This window comes from Falcatimonas sp. MSJ-15 (genome assembly GCF_018918265.1).
Taxonomy (GTDB): Bacteria; Bacillota; Clostridia; order Lachnospirales; family Lachnospiraceae; genus Falcatimonas.
Map to the genome: position 1 here is coordinate 156,159 of NZ_JAHLQC010000005.1, position 20,245 is coordinate 176,403.

At 32.9% G+C, this 20,245-nt stretch carries 18 protein-coding genes; 15 read left to right on the forward strand and 3 right to left on the reverse strand.

Going from position 1 to position 20,245, the window contains the following annotated elements; all coding sequences use genetic code 11:
• Positions 1-22: 22 nt before the first annotated feature.
• The 6 genes from KQI85_RS05445 to KQI85_RS05470 all read left to right on the forward strand — a co-directional run bounded on the left by KQI85_RS05445 (position 23) and on the right by KQI85_RS05470 (position 5,033).
• Positions 23-646, forward strand: a complete 624-nt coding sequence (locus tag KQI85_RS05445; protein WP_216575086.1) for a DUF4417 domain-containing protein — start codon at positions 23-25, stop codon at positions 644-646.
• Positions 646-1,068 carry a hypothetical protein gene (locus tag KQI85_RS05450; RefSeq protein ID WP_216575087.1) on the forward strand — a complete coding sequence of 141 codons (423 nt, stop codon included), beginning with the start codon at positions 646-648 and terminating at the stop codon, positions 1,066-1,068. Before KQI85_RS05445 ends, KQI85_RS05450 begins: the two co-directional genes overlap by 1 nt.
• Entirely contained in the window at positions 1,031-1,336 is a 306-nt protein-coding gene (locus tag KQI85_RS05455; protein ID WP_216575088.1) for a hypothetical protein, read from the forward strand. Before KQI85_RS05450 ends, KQI85_RS05455 begins: the two co-directional genes overlap by 38 nt.
• Before the next feature lie 289 nt (positions 1,337-1,625).
• On the forward strand, positions 1,626-2,495 hold the full coding sequence (locus KQI85_RS05460) for a hypothetical protein (protein WP_216575089.1): 870 nt from the start codon (positions 1,626-1,628) through the stop codon (positions 2,493-2,495).
• A 147-nt stretch (positions 2,496-2,642) separates the two neighbouring features.
• On the forward strand, positions 2,643-3,860 hold the full coding sequence (gene pepT / locus KQI85_RS05465) for a peptidase T (RefSeq protein ID WP_216575090.1): 1,218 nt from the start codon (positions 2,643-2,645) through the stop codon (positions 3,858-3,860).
• A 132-nt stretch (positions 3,861-3,992) separates the two neighbouring features.
• A complete protein-coding gene (locus KQI85_RS05470) occupies positions 3,993-5,033 on the forward strand; it encodes a M42 family metallopeptidase (protein WP_216575091.1) in 1,041 nt (346 codons plus the stop codon).
• A 590-nt stretch (positions 5,034-5,623) separates the two neighbouring features.
• On the opposite strand, the gene KQI85_RS05475 is transcribed toward KQI85_RS05470, so the two are convergent.
• Positions 5,624-6,127 (reverse strand): peptidylprolyl isomerase, encoded by a 504-nt coding sequence (locus tag KQI85_RS05475; RefSeq protein WP_216575128.1) that lies wholly within the window; start codon positions 6,125-6,127, stop codon positions 5,624-5,626.
• 188 nt (positions 6,128-6,315) lie between these two features.
• Between KQI85_RS05475 and KQI85_RS05480 the strand changes: the two genes are divergently transcribed.
• The gene (locus tag KQI85_RS05480) at positions 6,316-7,497 is read left to right on the forward strand and encodes a GNAT family N-acetyltransferase (RefSeq protein WP_216575092.1); all 1,182 of its coding nucleotides are present in this window, start codon (positions 6,316-6,318) and stop codon (positions 7,495-7,497) included.
• Between the two features lie 479 nt (positions 7,498-7,976).
• Here the strand turns inward: KQI85_RS05480 and KQI85_RS05485 are convergent, their stop codons facing one another.
• Positions 7,977-8,678, reverse strand: coding sequence for a hypothetical protein (locus tag KQI85_RS05485; protein ID WP_216575093.1), 702 nt, complete (start codon positions 8,676-8,678; stop codon positions 7,977-7,979).
• A 532-nt stretch (positions 8,679-9,210) separates the two neighbouring features.
• Here KQI85_RS05485 and KQI85_RS05490 point away from each other — a divergent pair.
• A complete protein-coding gene (locus KQI85_RS05490) occupies positions 9,211-10,089 on the forward strand; it encodes a DUF624 domain-containing protein (RefSeq protein ID WP_216575094.1) in 879 nt (292 codons plus the stop codon).
• A 262-nt stretch (positions 10,090-10,351) separates the two neighbouring features.
• On the opposite strand, the gene KQI85_RS05495 is transcribed toward KQI85_RS05490, so the two are convergent.
• A complete protein-coding gene (locus KQI85_RS05495; protein WP_216575095.1) occupies positions 10,352-11,536 on the reverse strand; it encodes a M20 family metallopeptidase in 1,185 nt (394 codons plus the stop codon).
• A 227-nt stretch (positions 11,537-11,763) separates the two neighbouring features.
• Here KQI85_RS05495 and KQI85_RS05500 point away from each other — a divergent pair, with 227 nt between their 5' ends.
• The 7 genes from KQI85_RS05500 (at position 11,764) to KQI85_RS05530 (ending at position 20,202) form a co-directional block, all read left to right on the forward strand.
• Positions 11,764-14,160, forward strand: a complete 2,397-nt coding sequence (locus tag KQI85_RS05500; RefSeq protein ID WP_371820553.1) for an RICIN domain-containing protein — start codon at positions 11,764-11,766, stop codon at positions 14,158-14,160.
• A gap of 322 nt (positions 14,161-14,482) precedes the next feature.
• Positions 14,483-15,124 (forward strand): hypothetical protein, encoded by a 642-nt coding sequence (locus tag KQI85_RS05505; RefSeq protein ID WP_216575096.1) that lies wholly within the window; start codon positions 14,483-14,485, stop codon positions 15,122-15,124.
• Positions 15,125-15,217: 93 nt separating this feature from the next.
• The gene (locus KQI85_RS05510) at positions 15,218-16,777 is read left to right on the forward strand and encodes an ABC transporter substrate-binding protein (RefSeq protein WP_216575097.1); all 1,560 of its coding nucleotides are present in this window, start codon (positions 15,218-15,220) and stop codon (positions 16,775-16,777) included.
• 17 nt (positions 16,778-16,794) lie between these two features.
• Positions 16,795-17,748 (forward strand): ABC transporter permease, encoded by a 954-nt coding sequence (locus tag KQI85_RS05515; protein WP_216575098.1) that lies wholly within the window; start codon positions 16,795-16,797, stop codon positions 17,746-17,748.
• A gap of 108 nt (positions 17,749-17,856) precedes the next feature.
• Positions 17,857-18,663, forward strand: coding sequence for an ABC transporter permease (locus KQI85_RS05520; protein ID WP_216575099.1), 807 nt, complete (start codon positions 17,857-17,859; stop codon positions 18,661-18,663).
• Positions 18,657-19,484, forward strand: coding sequence for an ABC transporter ATP-binding protein (locus tag KQI85_RS05525; RefSeq protein ID WP_216575100.1), 828 nt, complete (start codon positions 18,657-18,659; stop codon positions 19,482-19,484). Before KQI85_RS05520 ends, KQI85_RS05525 begins: the two co-directional genes overlap by 7 nt.
• Positions 19,456-20,202, forward strand: coding sequence for an ABC transporter ATP-binding protein (locus tag KQI85_RS05530; protein WP_253293757.1), 747 nt, complete (start codon positions 19,456-19,458; stop codon positions 20,200-20,202). Before KQI85_RS05525 ends, KQI85_RS05530 begins: the two co-directional genes overlap by 29 nt.
• The last annotated feature ends 43 nt before the right edge of the window (positions 20,203-20,245 follow it).

Sequence of the window (20,245 nt, forward strand, 5' to 3'; positions counted from 1 at the left end):
TGATATAGGAGGCTAGCATAATATGAAATCTTTTATGTATAGGAATGATCCTTTGTTTTTAAGGAATGAGTTTGAAACTGATGGTAAATGGGAAATTCCGCTGATTAAAAAGCGAGACGTTGAATTAAGTAATGTGAATTTGATAGCAATATCTGATACGAAGTATAATGATAGAGAAGAGAATCGTAGAAGAGGTGTACATTTTTTTGTTGATGATTATAAATTTGAAAATGTATATAAAAATCCTGAGAGGGCAATTGTGAGATTATCTCAATATTCATTTGTTCTTACACCAGATTTTTCTACATATTCTAATATGAATTATTGGAGACAATTAGAAAGCGTTGCGCATAGCAGATGGTGTGGAGCGTTTTGGCAAGATCAAGGTATGAGTGTTATTCCGACTGTGTCCTGGAGTACATCAACATCATTTGATTTTTGCTTTGATGGAATAGAAGAAGGATCTATCGTTGCTGTTGGGATGATAGGGTGCAAACATTCAAAAAAAGAATTTCTGTATGGTTATGATAAAATGCTCACAAAAATAAATCCATCAACTATTCTTTGCTTTGGCTCACCATTTGAAGAAATGGAAGGAAATATCGTTGCTGTTGATTACATAAAATCAAGAAGGGCGGTGAGATAATGGGCGGAAGAGGAAGTAGTTCAGGTGTAAGTATTAGTGGAAAAACATATGGCTTTGAATATAAGTCATTAGTAACATATGGTAATATAAAATTTGTAGTTCCAATTGAGAAAAATACAACAGCTCCTATGGAAACAATGACTAAGAATAGAGTTTATGTTACATTGAATAAGGAAGGAAATCCAAAATGCATTTCATATTATGACAAAGATAATAAAAGGAAAAAACAGATTGATTTGGAAAAGCCACATAGAGGCATGTTACCACATGTACATCATGGATACAATCATAATGAAAATGATAATGTTAAGGGGGCTACAAAATTAAATTTAAAAGAAAGAGAACTTGTATATATAGCGTATAATATATGGAAGGAAAAGAAAAATGATGCATGGAAAAAGTGGAAATCAAGCAACAAGTAATATGACTTGGGATGAATATGGAAAATGGCAACGTTGGGATGAATGGCCAGAAAAAGCTGAAAATCCTCCGTTAACAGTAGAAACTTCATTTTGGTATGAAAACCAGGAGTATATGGTAACTAAATTAGGCGATGATTATGTGATTGTTTCACAACCGGAATTTGAAATAATTATTTCAAATAAAAATTTTATTAGCCTATTAGAAATGATTTTTATACATGGAAAATCGTTTAAAGAACTATTGCCAAAGTTATTATTTGAAAAATAAAAACACTCCCACATAGAGCTACCAACACTATGTGGGATATCTGAGGATACGAATACCCTCCAAACAAGTACTTAATATTATATATGATTAGTGTTAAAGTGTCAAGAATAAATATATATTATTTTGAAAAGAAGAATAAAAGAAGAATAAAAAATTGACCCCAAAAATACGGTTGAAGAATGATGTAGTAAAGTGTAAAATATACAAGTAGCATTAATATACAATATTGATATTAGACAGAATTATATTAATATCAAATGTCTGATATACAAGAGATGGATGGAGAGACATGAATAAGAAGATTACCCGCACACTTGGAAGTTATGGAGAAGTTAATCCTGAATTTATGCAATATGAATTTGCTTTTAGAAAAGCATGTGATATTGTAATAAAATATGATTTTGAAAGTGAAATCTGTACGATTCATAGATTTAGTATGGATCTTATATTTATTGAAGAAGCAGCAGGAGATTATGACAGACTGTTTAATGAATTTATACAAAAATATATTGTGGAAGAAGATAGATTGGCAGTAAAAAAGATGCTTGCTCTTGAAAATGTTGTTTCTAGGTATAAAGATGGAGAAGAAGAACAGGTTACACAATTCAGAGTAAGAGATGGATTTGGTAATATATATTGGCTTTTAGCCAGTACATATTTCTATGATGAAGATGGAAGAAGACAGCTGTATACAATTCACAGGAATGTTACTAAGTCAAAAGAGATAGATCTGTTAGAAGAACGAAAGAGAATTGAAGAAGAAAAACGCAGATATGAGGATAATCTATCAGATGATGAGCATAAGTATAAGATTGTAGTAGAACATTCTGATGCATTTATCTTTGAATGGCGACAGGGTGTTGGATTTAATTTTAGAACTGAACCGGACAGATATATTTTTGCAGGTATGTTTGAAGGCAGAAGTGTGATAAAGACACTACTGTTTGGTGATATTGTTCACAAAGATGATGCGGCTGCTTTTAGAAGATTTTGCAGTGATATGAATTCAGGCAATGAAAAAGGAAGTATTGTAGTAAGACTTCGTAATGTTTTTGGACAATATATGCGTTACAGAATCAATCTTACAGATACTTATAGTAACGGAATAAGAACAAAACGTGTAGGTTCGATGATTAATCTTGACGTTAATGAGATATAAGTTTAGTATTTAGACATAGATAAGCAATTATAAAACTGATTTTGTATAAGATAGCAGCTTGTAATATTATAAGAATATAAGGTTGTTTTACAACTATTAGTGTGGTAAATGCTTACTAAATATAGAATATTAAGGAGAAAAGTGGATATGAGAGCATATGAAAGATTATTAAAATATGTATCATTTGATACACAGTCAGATGAGAATAGTACAACTTGTCCAAGTACTGATAAGCAGAGAGTACTTGCGGATGTACTTGCAAAAGAGATGAATGAGATAGGAATACAGGGTGTTAAAGTTGATGAAAATGGTTATGTATATGGCTATATTGAAGCGACTAAAGGAATGGAAGAACTTCCTGTAATAGGACTTATTGCACATATGGATACTGCACCTGCTATGAGTGGTGCTAATATAAAGCCACATATTATAGAAAATTATGATGGTAACGATATAGTACTTAATGCTCAGAAGAATATTGTTATGGAGACTGAGAAATTCCCTCATCTTTTATCATATATAGGTAAGACTCTTATTGTAACAGATGGAACAACATTACTTGGTGCAGATGATAAAGCAGGAATATCTGAGATTCTTACAGCAGCAGAAGAACTTATTAATGATAAAAGTGTTGGTCATGGTAAGATTGTAATAGGATTTACACCTGATGAAGAGATTGGTAGTGGTGCGGATCATTTTGATGTAAAAGGCTTTGGAGCAGATTTTGCATATACTGTTGATGGTGGAGCACTTGGAGAACTTGAATATGAGAACTTTAATGCAGCAGCAGCAGTTGTTAATGTTCAGGGAGCTAATATACATCCTGGTGAAGCGAAGAATAAGATGAAGAGTGCTATTCTTATGGCGATAGAGTATAATTCAATGCTTCCTGCTAATGAGATTCCGGCACATACAGAAGGATATGAAGGTTTTTATCACTTATGTGAGATGCATGGAGATGAAGAGACAGCAAAAGCAGTCTATATCATAAGAGATCATAATATGGACAACTTTGAAAATAGAAAGAAATATATGACAAAAGTAGCAGATTATCTTAATGATAAATATGGTAAAGGTACATTTGAACTTACATTAAAGGACAGCTATTACAATATGAAGAAGATGATTGAGCCACATATGGAGATTATAGACAGAGCAAAAGAAGCTATGTTAAAAGCATCTGTTACACCGGTTGTAGTTCCTATAAGAGGTGGTACAGATGGTGCAAGACTCTCATACGAAGGACTTCCATGTCCTAATATTTCAACAGGCGGTCATAATTTCCATGGTAAGTATGAATATATACCAGTTGAATCAATGGATAAGATGGTTGAGATTATCAAGAATATCGTGTCTGCTAATTAAGATTCTGGAGAAGAATATAGCTTAAAATACAGTAAGAATATAAGGCTATTGTTACGAATATTATTAGTACAATTTAAGACGTAAAAATGCAGAAAGGAGTGGCGGCATAAATACTTGCTGCCAAAGCTTATAATGACAGTGAATGAATATACAGATTATATAGTTGAGAAGACATGTGAGCTTCTTGCTATTGATAGTCCTACGGGATATACAAGACATGCAGCAGAATATCTCATGAATGAGTTAAGCACAATGGGATATGAACCTAAGATGACAGTTAAAGGTGGCGTAATTGTTAATCTCCCGGGTAAAGATAAAGAGAACGGTCTTGTGTTTGGCGCACATATTGATACACTCGGTGGAATGGTGCATGAAGTTAAAGGTAATGGTGCACTTAAGATTACTAATCTTGGTGGACTAAATCCTAATAATACAGAAGCAGAGACAGTTAAGATATTAACAAGAGATGGCAAAGTATATGATGGTACAATGCAGCTTAGCAATGCTTCAATACATGTTAATCCATCATATCAGTCAACAGAGAGAACATTTGATACAATGGAAGTTGTAATTGATGAGCTGGTATCATGTGCTGATGATGTTAAAAAGTTAGGAATTGGAACAGGTGATTTTGTCGCATTTAATCCAAGAACAACAGTTACTAAGAGTGGATTTATTAAGAGCAGATTCCTTGATGACAAACTAAGTGCAGGAATTTTACTTGGATTTGCAAAATATTTAAAAGATGAAAATCTCACACCAGAGAGAAATATTTTCCTGCATTTTACAGTATATGAAGAAGTTGGACATGGATGTTCAGCATCAATGCCTGAAGGTGTTACAGAGATTATATCCGTTGATATGGGTTGTGTTGGCGATGGACTTGCATGTAAAGAGAATATGGTATCAATATGTGCAAAAGACAGTCATGGACCATATAACTTTGATGTTGTTAACAGACTTATTGACATTGCTAAAAAACATGAACTTAATTATGCTGTTGATATCTATCCAAGATATGGATCGGATGCAGATGCAGCACTTGATGCAGGATATGATGTAAGACATGGATTAATCGGTGCAGGTGTATATGCATCTCATGGTTATGAACGTTCACATAAAGATGGTGTAAGAGATACATTTGAACTTATAAAGGGATATGTATTTGATTAATTGAAGTTAACTAAGATTAATTACGATTAACTGATATTAATTACGATTAACTAATATAGCACAGTTATAGTGCTGACATTTTAATGATTAAAAATCGTTGGGGTGACAGCACTATTTTTTTACAAATAAATATTTAAATCATAAAAAGCCTATAAACACAAAAAAACTTCCAAATTAGGAAGCTTCTTTGAAAGGAAGTTATTTACCACAATTAATAAAGGGGAAGAATTGTGGTATAAAAAAAGGGAGGAATGAATCTTTCGATCCATTTATGAAAAAAAATCTTTTTCAAATATTTGAAGTAGTAATTGCTTACTACGTTTCATCTAAGTTATGGCTTTATTATATAAGTTAGAAGTGAAGAAATAATGTTTAGAATGTAAAGGTTTATTTAATGATATGTGAACAAAATATGAAGATGTACATTAATACGTTATTAAAATGACGTGAATTTTAAGCATATAGAGTGTAGAAAGACTAAAATAGTATGAATAGAATTGTATAAAATGAATATAAAAACAACATTAATGATTATCTGGTACATAGATTATAGATTGCTGTGTACCAGATAATTATTGTAAATAGATGAATTAGAATAGATCTTCTACTTTTTCAGGTTCATTATAGTCAATACCAAAAGTATCTACTGTCATTGACTTGATAACCTGTGGTGTAAGAGGTTTGTCACTGTAATCTGTATTAACAGATGCAATCTTGTCTATGATATCAAGACCTTCTGTGACTTTACCAAAAGCAGCATACTGTCCATCAAGATGAGGTGAATCCTTGTGCATAATGAAGAACTGTGAGCCTGCTGAATCTGGATGACTTGAACGAGCCATAGATAATACGCCCTTTGTATGGCGAAGATCATTATCAAAACCGTTCATAGCGAATTCACCTTTGATTGCATAACCTGGACCACCGATACCGATACCTTGTGGATCTCCACCCTGAATCATAAATCCTTTAATGACTCTGTGGAATATAAGTCCATCATAAAAACCTTTTTTTACAAGACTGATAAAGTTATTAACAGTATTAGGAGCGATATCAGGATATAATTCAGCTTTCATAATATCGCCATTGTTCATTGTAATTGTAACAACTGGATTCTGTGCCAATGTTATTACCACCTTTCAAAATAAAATATATTCTATGAGTATAGCATAAAAAAGACATTTTAACAATCCGGTGTTTTAGAGACTAAAATAGTAAAAATATGTCTTTAATAATAACAATATGTGTGCTAGAATGTGTAATTATTGGAGGAATGAGAGAGATGTTGAAAGCAGTATTGTTTGATATGGATGGAGTGCTTGTAGACAGTGAGCCGATGCATAAAGAAGCTGTTAAAAGAGTTCTTATGGGACTTGGATATGAATTCGATGATGAATATTATGAACAGTTTATTGGCACAACTAATCCATATATGTGGAAATGTATCCGGGAAAAATATGGAATTGTGGAAGAAGTCCCATATCTTAACAGTCTTGTTGCGGATATGAAGTCAGAACTTATTAGAGAAAATGGATATCGTAAGATAGATGGAGTATATGAACTTGTAAAAGATCTAAAAGAACATGGTCTGATACTTGTTGTCGCATCATCATCACCAAGAGATTATATAGAGCAAGTGATAGATGGTGTTGGAATAGCTCAGTTTTTTGACTATATAGTATCTGGAGAAGAAGTACCTAATCCAAAGCCGGCACCGGATATATTTCTTGAAGCGGCAAAGAGAGCTAATGTATGTAATGATGAATGTATTATTTTTGAAGATTCTTATAATGGACAAAGAGCAGCATATAATGCAGGGATACCGGTAATAGGATATATTAATCCAGGTTCTGGAAAGCAGGATCTTAGTCTTTGTGATATGCTTTTTGAAGGATATGATGAACTTGATTATCAATTTGTATATGAAGTATACTGCAGGCATTTTGGATATCCTGTTCAGATATGCGAGACTGAGAGAACTATAGTAAGAGAGATAACAGTCGATGATGTTCCGGCACTTTATAGAATATATAAAGGTAATGTTACCAAGTATATTGAGCCACTTTATAGCAATATAAAAGATGAGATAGAGTTCACTAAATCATATATTGAGAATCAATACAAATTCTTTGGATATGGAATGTGGGTTGTTGTTCTTAAAGAAACAGGTAAAGTTATAGGACGTGCAGGGCTTGAGAACAGAGATGTATGTGGTGAGAATCAGGTAGAACTTGGTTATGTTATAGCAGAAGCATATCAGAATAACAATATAGCAACGGAAGTAATTACAGAGATTATTAATTATGCAGCTAAAAGACTTTATATAGAGAATCTTAATATATTTACAGATCCACGCAATGAAGCTTCTATGAGAATTGCTAACAAACTTGGTTTTGAATGTAAAGGCGAGACAAACGATTCTAATGGAGAACATTATATGTGGTTCTCAAAGAATATTATATAAGATACTATTTTTGTAGAATTAACAGGACATAAGCTGATATATTTAAGAATAAGAACTACCACTTAGAATATTATGAAACATATATAAAAAGGTAGTTAGGAATATTTAGGCGAAACGCATATGTAAGTATGTAAGGCTGTAAAATATAAATAGCATCAATAAAACACGTTCAATCTAAGCACATTATTGTTACTTAGATTGAACGTGTTTTAATTATTTAACATATCTTAATTACTCAAGATTGTTCAATGTGTTTTAATTATTTAACATATCTTAATTACTCAAGATTGTTCAATGTGTTTTAATTATTTAACATATCTTAATTACTCAAGATTGTTCAATGTGTTTTAATTATTTAACATATCTTAATTACTCAAGATTGTTCAATGTGTTTTAATTATTTAACATATCTTAATTACTCAAGATTGTTCAATGTGTTTTAATTATTTAACATATTCTAATTGCTCAATATGTTCTAATTATTCAAAAAGAAATTCGATAAGTTTAACAGCATTATCAGCATGAGGAGTATTAGCAGCTACACTGATAACCGGTTCATCAAGTGTTATATGGCATTTATCTATAATATCAAGTCCACTTATATCTATTCCGGCAACAATAGTTGAACCATCTTCTAATGTTACAGTATATAATCTGTCTTTGTGCTCATTTAAGAAATCTTCTGGCAATAATGTGCTAAGATCCAAGTAAGTCTCTGATGGTGCACAAAAATCGACGATAGATTTATTAGATATTATTGTATCGATTGAAGCATCAGCGATAAGTGCCATGAACTTATATACAGCCTGTGTATCATATTCATTATATCTTTCGAGTGTGAATGTAAGCGTTGAGTCAACGACAACACGATCATTAATACCATCAATGCCTGCATATTTGGCAAAATCATCAACAAGATATCCTGTACTCTCGTAAGATATTGAATTATCAACAAGATAGACATTGACATAAGTATTATAATCATTATGTTTAATTGAAGATGTTATGCCTACAACGAGTAGAACAACAATGAGAATTGCTATGAAATAATACTTATAGTACTCAACGATATATGAGATCTTTTCACCAAATGTCATCTCTTTAAGTTTGGCACCTTCATTTTTCCAGTAATTTTTAAATTTGTGAGATGAATTGTCCACCTCTTTTTTTTCATCCTTCATTATAAAATCCTCCATAAACCAAGATATAATTATGATATCTTAGAGTGAATCTGTCGTAGTAATCTTAATATGTGATAATATACTAGTAGAACATCAAAAAGATATCATATTAACAGCAAATATGATATATATCATAGCGTCAACTCCCCATCACCTAAAGATAATGGGTTTCTAAGAAGCTACACTCCTATTTAAGAAATATTATTTCTCCTATCGTTAAATTTAGAGACTCAACTATGTACCTATTATACTATATATCTTACCAAAAGCAATGTTTTTACTAAAATATATGCTTTTGCCGCTTACATTCCACCACCTAAAGGTAATGGGTTTTACGCTCTAGCTTATAAAAAATGTATTTATGAAAATTTAATAAAATTTGTATGATTATTTGCATTTTTATTATATATCCTATATAATTGAAAGAAGTTAGGGTCATAAGCTAAAGAGTCTTATCGTGCAGGCACGAGAGTTTTCAGAACTTTTGCCCTGGGTATCATTGAATTATAAAAAAGGAGAGCGAGAGTTTAGCATGAGTAGTATTTTTAATTTGGATGGCCCTTTTTTCAGATTTATGTCTAAAGTGGCAGATGTTATTATGCTGGGAATGATAGCTTTAGTATTCTGTATACCGGTTATTACGATTGTGCCAACAATTACAGCAGTGTATTACATAACATTAAAAACAGTAAGAGATGAAGAAGGCTATCTATGGAGAAGCTTTTGGAAATCATTTAAGATGAATTTTAAGCAGGGAGTAATAATTGAACTTATATTTGCGGTTATTGCACTGGTACTTACAGTAGATATAAAATATTTTTATAATACAGGAATTGTACAGGGAAATGATATATATAGAATTCTCTTTGCAGTTATGCTCGGTGTAGCATTTATTGCTGTTATAACTTTGTTATATGTATTTCCTGTTCTTGCAAAGTTTGAGAATACTATAAAAGGAATTTTACGCAATTCAATGTTTATGGCAGTAAGACATCTTCCTGCTACAATCGGAGTAATTGCAATAACACTTATTGCAGGGTTTGCAGTATATATGATTCCACCACTTATGCTATTTATGATAGCTATATGGGCATTTGCTAACTCATATATATTTGTAAAGATTTTTGATAATTATATTAAGAATGATGATAAAGATCCGGATGATTTTGAGATAACTAAGAGTGATGAAACTGATAGTGAAGAACTAGAAGAGAAAAAGGAAACTCCTAGTATAGAAGATGATTCAGATGATATGAATACTGATAGAAATGATGACGAAAAACGAGGTAAATCAGATGATAACACAGATGTTAATGAAGAAACTCATGGCGAAGAGTTAACTGATGCAGATAGTGAAAAAGATTCTGATAAAGAAGATGGAATTGAAGTTACAGGTGAAGTAACACAGTAGTATATAATAAAAATTCAAAGTATTAAAGATATTCCGAGTGTGATTCTGGCGAGGAATATAATAGTATATAATAAAAGGATTATGACAGGTATAAGATGTCTGTCATAATCCTTTTTTTTACTTGATATTAATAATTATTACATTGTTTTATAATGTAATAATTATTAATATTATTGTAGATTTGTAGATTTGCATATTTACGCTCTATATGTAACTGTTCGCTACCTCTTTGGATAAACGATATAAAAGTTACGATTTATCATTATATAACAATGTTTCTCCTGCTTGCATCATTAAACATATTAACAAAGTTAAGATGTAAAGTTACTGCATCTATAAGAACTCTTTCGTCAAAGTCGAACTTACAATGATGATTAGGATAATTCTCTTTATCATTAAAACCACCGCCGGCAAATGCGAATATACCTGGAAGAATAGCCTGATAACTTGAAAAGTCTTCACCAAGCATTAATGGTGGTGTGTCTTTTAGTGTAAAATCAAGTTTCTGATTGTTAAGATAGTTGACAAAGTGTTCAGTAAGATTATCAGGATTGATTACAGCCGGATGAAGAGCAAGACCATAGTTAACAGTAGCTTTTGCATTATATGTCTGACTTATTGATGAAGCAATATTTTCAATTCTCTGTTTTATAAGTTGTGCATCTTCTTCATAGAATGTTCTTACAGTTCCACTAAGAGAAGCATTCTCAGCGATGACATTGTATTGTGTTCCGGCAGTCATCTTACCTACTGTTACAACAGCATTGTGAACAGGATCTACATTACGGCTTACAATAGTTTGCAGAGCAAGAAGCATATTAGCTGCTACAATGGCAGTATCAACGCATTGATGAGGTTTGGCTGCATGCCCGCCTTTGCCTTTTATATTGATTTCAAAGCGATCAGTTATTGCCATTCTTGGACCTTTAGTAACAGATACAGTTCCATAAGGAATATCACTGAATATATGGATGCCAAAGATTGCTTTTACATTTTCTAATAGTCCGCTTTCAATAGCAAGTTTTGCACCCATGCAGTTTTCTTCAGCAGGCTGAAAGAGAAGAAGAATAGTTATATTAAGTTCCTGTTCATGTTTTTTTAGAATCTTAGCAGCACCAAGAAGTGCAGCTGTATGACCGTCATGTCCACAGCCATGCATATAACCTTCTTTTTTTGACTTGTATTCACATTCATTCATCTCGGTTACATTAAGTGCGTCTAAGTCAGCTCTTAATGCAATCTCATAATCTGATTTGCCTATATAACCGACAACACCTGTGTTACCAAATTCCTTAAAAGGAATATTAAGAGATGAAAGTTCTTCTTTGATTTTTGCAGATGTGTTATATTCATTTAATGCAGTTTCGGGATACATATGAAAGTATCTTCTAAGAGAAACTACATAATCTTTGACAGTTTTTATATCATCATCAAAATTTATATTCATGAAAATTGACCTCCATAGGTAAAAAAAATTTGCTTTGCATATAATTATAAAAAATATGCGTGTAAAAAGCAATATTTTTGTCGGAATTACAAGAAAACTTAAAAGTGCACAAAAAGTGTAGTACCAAAGTATTAGTCCTTGTGCAGAAATTGGGTACTAAAAAACTATATACTAAGAAACGGTTTTTACATATAATGTATCTATATTAAATAGCGGAGGTAAGTTTTGTGAAGAAATCTATTAAGAAACTTCTTTGTGTAGCATTATGTGCGGTTACAGCAGTAACATCAGTATTCGTATATAATAATAACAAAGATGTACAAGCATCATCATCATCCTGGAATTTTAAGAGCAATAATTTTAAAAATCTGGGAACAATCTCATCTACAAAGACAGTTGATGGTCTAGGTCTTATAGCAACAAGCTCTAAGAAGATGAGTGTAAAAACAGAAAATGCTACAGTAAGTGGAACTAAATATACTTATGCACTTGCATTAGGTGGAACAGGTTCAACATCTTACAGAGCAGTAAAAGTACCAGTATCAGGAGCTTCAACTCTTAAAGTTGTATTAGCAAGTTCAGGTTCAAGTACTCGTAATCTTGTAGTAGCAGATTCAAATGGTAAAAAGTTAACTACTCTCTCTGCAACTAAGAGTGCAGCTTTACAGAGCTATTCATACAAGGGAAGTGCCGGTTCTCTATATTTATATTCAGCAGGAAGCGGAATTGATATATTTAAGATACAGGTAGATACTGCATCAGGTTCAAGCAGTTCATCAAGTAACTCAGGTTCAAGTAGTTCAAATTCAGGCAGTTCATCAAACTCATCAACAACAGTTACTAAATATGCCAATATCTCAGATGGTTGGTATTATATTAAGAATATCAACAGTCAGAAGTACCTTCAGGTAGCTGGTAACAGTGGTAAAGATGGTGCTAATGTAGAGCAGGGAACAGGAACAGGTGTAGCAGGTCAGAAATGGTATGTTACTAACAAAGGTAATGGTTACTTCACATTAAAGAATGGAACAGGATATATGCTTGATGTACCAAATGGTGAGAACAACGATGGTACTAATATCCAGGTATGGAGTAATAATAACTTAGATCCACAGTTATTCAAAGCGGTAAGTGCTAAAAATGGTTATGGTATTTTAACAAAAGTTAGTGGAGATAAAAAGTCACTTGATGTATATAACTTCTCAACAGAAGATGGTGGTAATGTATGTCAGTGGACATATTATGAGAATACTTGTCAGGTATGGGGCTTTGAAGCAACAACAGAACCAGGTTCAAGTTCATCAGGAAGCAACAGCGGAAGCAGTTCATCAGGTTCATCAGGAAGTAACAGCGGAAGCAGTTCTTCAGGTTCAAGTTCATCAACTAATACATCAGATGGTACAGTAGTAACATCATATAGCGCACTTGTAAGCGCAATTTCAAAAGCTGAAAAAGCTGGCGGCGGTAAGATCTATGTTCAGGGTACAACACTTGATTGTACAGCACAGATTGCATTAGAAAAATCAAATGCAAATGTACAGATTATTGGTGTACCTAACAGTGATGGTTCATATCCTGTACTTGACTTTAAGTCATTTAGAGATAATTATATTGGTAAGAGTACATCAGATGGTCAGGTTGGTGTAAGAATTACAGGTAGCAAATATACAATTAAGAATTTAATTATCCAGAAAGCTCCAGATAATGGTATTCAGATTAAAGGTAAATCAGCTGGAGATAATGCAATTACAAACTGTATCGTAAGATATAACAACGATGCCGGTGTTCAGATTACTGGCGGAGCATATAACAATGCAATCAACTTCGTATATAGTTATAGAAACTGTGACGTATATACAATCGGTGGTAATGCTGATGGTTTTGCACCTAAGCTTGCTGCAGGTAAGAATAATACATTCTATGGATGTTATGCATGGGATAACTCAGATGATGGTTGGGATTCATATGATAAGAAAGATGGTCTTACATATAACTTAACATATACAGAATGTGCATGTTGGAATAATGGTAATCCAGACGTATTCACAGGTAAATATGATTATGACAACGGTAACGCACTTGACACAGATTTATTACTTGTAGAACTTATTATGAAGAAAGATTCTAACTTTGCTAATAATTACAAGAATGGTAAATTCTCATTACCATCAGGTAACTTTATAGCAACAAGTAATGGAACACTCTCATTATCAGCATGGACAGGTTCTTCATACGAAGGTAACCCTAATGGTTTCAAATATGGTTCAGTTAATACAACAAAAGACTGTGTAAGAACAGTAACTCATTGTTTAGCATTTGGACATAAGAACAAAGGTTTTGATAACAATAACAGTTCAGTAACAGCTTCATTTGATGGATGTGTAGCATTTGATAATGGATATAACTACTATATCCAGCCATTTACAATTACAAAATTCAACAATATCAATGGTTTCTTAGGAAAATCATCTGATAAATTACCAAGTGGAATCAAAGTTTCAACACCAGGTTCATCAACACAGTCTTCAATCAGAAGTACTGTAAATAGCACAGTAAATACTATTACATCAAATTGTGATAAGAATATTATTCCTGGAGAAGTTTACTTTAACATCTACAACTAATAGTTAATAAAACTTGTAGAAGACAAGACAGATAATTAAAATTGAATTGATTTAATGAGTATTGATTTAAAATATGTATAATTAAGAGCAGATATGCTATATGGTATATCTGCTCTTTGTGTTATAAATTAGTGGCACCTTCCCACACTTTTTGCTTGAGGATTTTTTTCTTGATTACTATATTTTATACTTATTTTATAGTCTAGTTATATTTTGTCTGATATAATATTACTGTATGGCTTTAATTAATTATGCCATATTATTAAAAAAAGAACCTGTAATGACAGGAGATTTTTCAGATTACAACACAGGAGGTTTTTACATGTTACCAGAGAATTTGACACCAGAAGAAGCGGCTGAAAAAGCCAGTGAATATCAAAAACAGACCATGATATTCTGTATAGGAATGCTTTTTATTGCATTCGATTATTTTGTAAAAATAGGATCTTTTAATTTTGACTTGTTAACAGATCTTATCGGCTATGGATTAGTCTTTTCAACAATTAAAAAATTCCCTACGAGAAACAATTTATTCAAGAAACTTACCAAGTTTACAATAATTGGTCTGATTACATATATTGGTCAGGAGATACTTATCAATGTCAATATAGGTATGTTTCATTATGCAATATATGGAATACTATCAGCAGTTGGAACTATGGCATTTATGTATCTTGGATTCTATATGATGGAAGGCATGATGCTTGAAGCTAAGATTAACAGAGCTTTAAAGAATATGCAGAATATGAGAGGTTCAGCTGTTATATTCGCAATAGTTGTTCTTGCTAATTTTATTGATTATCTTATCGGTGATAAATTTGCTTCTATCTTATATCCTGTAATGCTTGCAGGAACAGTATATTTTCTTCTTACATTATATAACTGTAGCAAGACAGCATATATATTAGAAGACAGACCATCTTATACAAGTAAAAAAGAAGAGATCGAAAATTTGAAAAAATAAAAAAATAAGAAAAAAGTGTTGATGTATATCTGAATATAGTATACAATATACAAGACAATAGAATAATGAGAAGTAGAAGAAAGAGGAGAATACATGAAAAAAGCTAATTTTAATTTGAAAAAGAGCCTTTTAATGTTAATCACATTAACACTAACTGTTGCACTGTGCGCATGTGCAGGTGACAAGAACAATGACAATGAAGGAACATCTTCTGACGTAACTTCTCAGGCAGAACCTGTATATGGAGGTTCTGTAGTAGTAGGTGTACAACAGGAATTTGACAGTCTTGACCCACATTTAGCAACAGCGGCAGGAACTAAAGAAGTGTTGTTCAACATTTTTGAAGGCCTTGTTAAGGCAGATGCAGACGGAAATGTAGTTCCGGCGGTAGCAAGTAAATATGAGATATCAGATGATTTCTTAACTTACACATTTACATTAAGAGACGGTGTAAAGTTTCATAATGGCAATGCTGTTACTGCAGAAGATGTAAAATATTCACTTGAAAGATGTGCTGGTATATTAGATGGAACGCCATTAATAAAAGCACTAAGTGTAATTAAAGAGGTTAATATTGTGGACCAGTCAACAGTTGATGTTGTTCTTAAACAACCTGATACTGAATTAATCAGCTATTTAACAGCAGCGATTATTCCAGCAGGTTATGATGAACAGGCAACAGCACCTGTAGGAACTGGTCCTTTTAAATTTGTGTCATATACACCACAGGAAGGTCTTGTTGTAGAGAAGAACGAAGACTACTATGTGGAAGGAATTCCATACCTTGATGAAGTAACATTTAAGATATGTTCGGATTCAGATGCAGCTATGCTTGAATTAAAAGGCGGAACAATTGATGTTTTTTCACATTTAACATCAGAACAGGCTAACGAACTTTCAACAGATTTTAATATTGAATCTAATGGACAGAACCTTGTGCAGGGACTTTTTCTTAATAATGCAGAAGCTCCATTTGATAATGAAGATGTGAGAAAAGCTGTGAATTATGCAATATCTAATGAAGAGATTATAAGCTTTGTATCAGGTGATGAAGGATATGCTCTAGGCTCATGTATGACACCTGGATTATCAGATTATTATGAAGATCTTAGTGATGCATATAAACAGGATATAGGTAAAGCTAAAGAACTTCTTGCAAAAGCAGGTTATCCGGATGGATTTGATATGACAATTACTGTGCCGGCAAGTTATCAGTTCCACATGGATACAGCACAGATAATTGTAGAACAGTTAAAAGCTGTTGGAATTAATGCAACAATTGAACCTATTGAATGGAGTGCATGGTTATCTGATGTATATACAGATAGAAAGTTCCAGTCAACAGTAATTGGTCTTGCAGGACAGCTTGCACCAGGATATCTTATAGCAAGATTCGAGACAAATGCACATAATAACTTTATTAATTTCTCAGATGCAGAGTTTGATGAAGTATGTGCAAAAGTATCTACAACAACAGATCAGAAAGTGAAGATTGAGAATTACAAACGTATGCAGGAGATTCTATCAGAAAAAGCTGCATCAGTATTTATTCAGGATCCACCACTTTTAGTTGCCATTAATAAGAAGCTTGCAGGATATAAAGCATATCCTATATATGTAACAGATATGGCATCATTATATTTTACTGAGTAAAGAAAGGAGTGATTTCCGTGAAATTTTATCTAAAAAAAATATTTACACTCATTATTACATTGTTCATTATTTCGGGAATCACATTTTTTGTATTTGAGATAATACCCGGAGACAGAGTCCTTAATGTGTTAGGAACAGATGCGACACCTGAGATGGTAGAAGCGATGCGAGAAGAACTTGGACTTAACAGACCGGTAACAGTAAGATATGCCGATTGGCTTAAGGATGCTGTAAAGGGAGATTTTGGAACATCTTATAATTATTCAGTAGAAGTATCATCACTTTTAAAAGACAAGCTGCCAGTAACACTTACACTGGCAGCGATGTCTCTCATACTTATTATATTTATCTCTTTTCCACTTGGCATATTATGGGCATCAGTTAAGAAACCGGGAGGGAGAAAAGATACAATAGTTGGAATACTGTCACAGATTATAATGTCAATTCCGTCATTTTTCCTGGGAATAATTATTATATGGGTACTTGGAATTATACTTAAAGTGTTTGCACCAGGAGGATATATAAGCTATTCAAAAGACATGACAGGGTTTATAAAATATATGTTTTTCCCGGCTGTTACAATAGCTATATCAAAGAGCGCACAGGTTGTAAGATTCCTTCGTAATTCGCTTATCAAAGAGAAAAAAGCTGATTATGTAAGGACAGCATATAGTAAAGGTGCAACACCAAAGAAAGTTATGTATGGACATGTTCTTCGTAATGGAATGATTCCGGTAGTAACATTTCTTGGAACAATTGTTGCAGATGTAATGGCTGGAAGTATAGTTGTTGAACAGGTATATTCAGTTCCGGGAATTGGACGCCTGCTTATTACATCCATATCAACAAGAGATTTTCCGGTTGTACAGGCCATAATACTATATATAGTATTTATAATAATAATTGTGAACTTTGTGGTTGATATGTTGTATCAGTTATTAGATCCAAGAATATCGCAGGGACATAGATGATAACTTATATGTACAATATACAGATGTAGTGGTTAAGATACCAGAGAAAGTAATGATAACTTAAAATAACATATATGTATAATAGACAGATATGGGAGAATATAGAATATGCGTAAGAATAAAAAAATAGACAGTTTCATATTAGCAGGAGGTCTGATAATTGTTATACTGATGCTTCTTAGTTTAATAGGATTTTTTTATACACCGTATGAACCTAATAAGATGGATGCAGCATCTAAGTTCTTAGCACCATCATTAAAACACTTTATGGGAACAGATCATTTTGGAAGAGATATATTCTCAAGAGTTATGAAAGGGCTTGGAACAACAGCTACAGTAGGATTGTCAATTGTTGTGATAAGCGGTACGGCAGGAGCTATTCTTGGACTTTTAACAGGATATTTTGGCGGTATTGCTGATGAGATAATAATGAGAATATGTGATATGATTAATGGTTTTCCGAGTATTCTGCTTGCACTTGTATTTATAAGTGTATTAGGTTCTGGAATCACCAATGTAATATTAGCACTTGGAATTATATATATTCCCAGCTTTACAAGAATAGTGAGAAGTGAGACGATAAAATATCGTAATTATGATTTTGTAAAATCAGCACGACTTATGGGTGTTGGAAGTATACGTATAATGTTTGTGCATATCTTCCCAAATATATTTTCAACATTCCTGGCATCAGTTACGGTAGGTATTAACAATGCTATACTTGCAGAAGCAGGAATGAGTTATCTTGGAATAGGTGTTAATCCACCGGCAGCAAGTCTTGGAAGCATGCTCTCAGATGCACAGGCATATCTTCAAAGTGCACCATGGTATGCTCTTGGACCGGGGCTTACAATTATATTAATGATACTTGGATTTAGTCTTTTAAGTGAAGGTATAAGGAGAAGTTCATGTTAAGAGTTTCAGATTTGAGAATAAAAACTAAAAACAAAGAAATTGTAAAAGGTATCTCTTTTACTGTTAAAGATGGAGAGATTGTTGGGATTGTTGGAGAATCAGGATCAGGAAAGACTCTTACAGCATTATCAGTTGCTGATCTCTTACCGGAAGGTGTAAGTGCACAAGGAAGTATAGAACTTGACAATGATAAGAATATGTTAGAAATGTCAGAGACTGAACTTCGCAGCATAAAGGGTGATAAGATAGGAATGATATTTCAAGAGCCTATGACATCGCTTAATCCTACAATGAGAATAGGAAGACAGGTAATAGAACCACTTGTTATACACAAGAAGACAGATAAGAAACTTATGAAGTATATGGCAGTATCTATGCTTGAAGCAGTCGGACTTGAAGATGCAGAAGAGATATGCAATAAATATCCACATGAATTAAGTGGTGGAATGAGACAGAGAGTTATGATTGCAATGGCAATGATTAACGAACCAAGCCTGTTAATAGCAGATGAACCAACAACAGCACTTGATGTTGTTGTACAAAAACAGATAATAGATCTTATTAAGAAGATTAATGAAGATAATAACACTTCAGTTATATTCATTACACACAATCTTAAGCTTGTAAGACAATTCTGTGATAAAGTACTTGTAATGAAGGACGGCATGATTGTTGAACAAGGCACACCAGAGAGAATATTTAACGAACCAAAAGAGCAATATACAAGAGAGCTGATTAATGCAATTCCTGTACGTACACGAAGAAAAGTGCAAAAGCAGGAGAAACTAGAGAATGAGAAAGTGGTGGCTGTTAATGAGTAATGTACTTGAAGTAAGAGATCTGTATGTTGGATATTATAATAAGAAGAAACTTTTTGAACCGGCCCAGTACAAAGAAGTGTTAAAAGATATAACATTTGATATAAGAGAGAATGAGATTATGGGGCTTGTAGGACAAAGCGGATGTGGTAAGACTACTCTTTCTAAGGCAATACTTGGCGTGATTCCATATAAAAGTGGTGATATAAAGCATATGACAACACGACCACAGATGATATTTCAAGATCCATATAGCTCACTTAATCCAGTAAAAAAAATAGGCTGGATTCTTGAAGAACCACTAAAAGTAATTGGCGGTTATACAAAGGCAGAGAGAAAAGATAAAGCAATCTGGATGCTTGAAAAAGTTGGACTTAGTGGAGATTATTATAACAGACTTCCAAAAGAATTAAGTGGTGGACAGAGGCAGAGAATAAGTATCGGACAGGCACTTATGCAGAATCCCGGATTTATTATTGCAGATGAACCAGTATCAGCACTTGATGTTACTGTACAGGCACAGATTATGGATCTTTTGCTTGAATTAAAAGAAGAGATGAAGTTATCATATCTGTTTATATCACATGATATAGATGTTATATATCAGATGTGCGACAGAGTAATGGTACTTAATAATGGTGAGATTGTAGAGATGGGTGAAGTTACACAGGTGCTTGATAACCCAAAAGACAGTTATACTAAGATGTTAGTCTCATTATAAAAATCATACATATTACAAAACCTCTTGTAATAAATTACTGTAT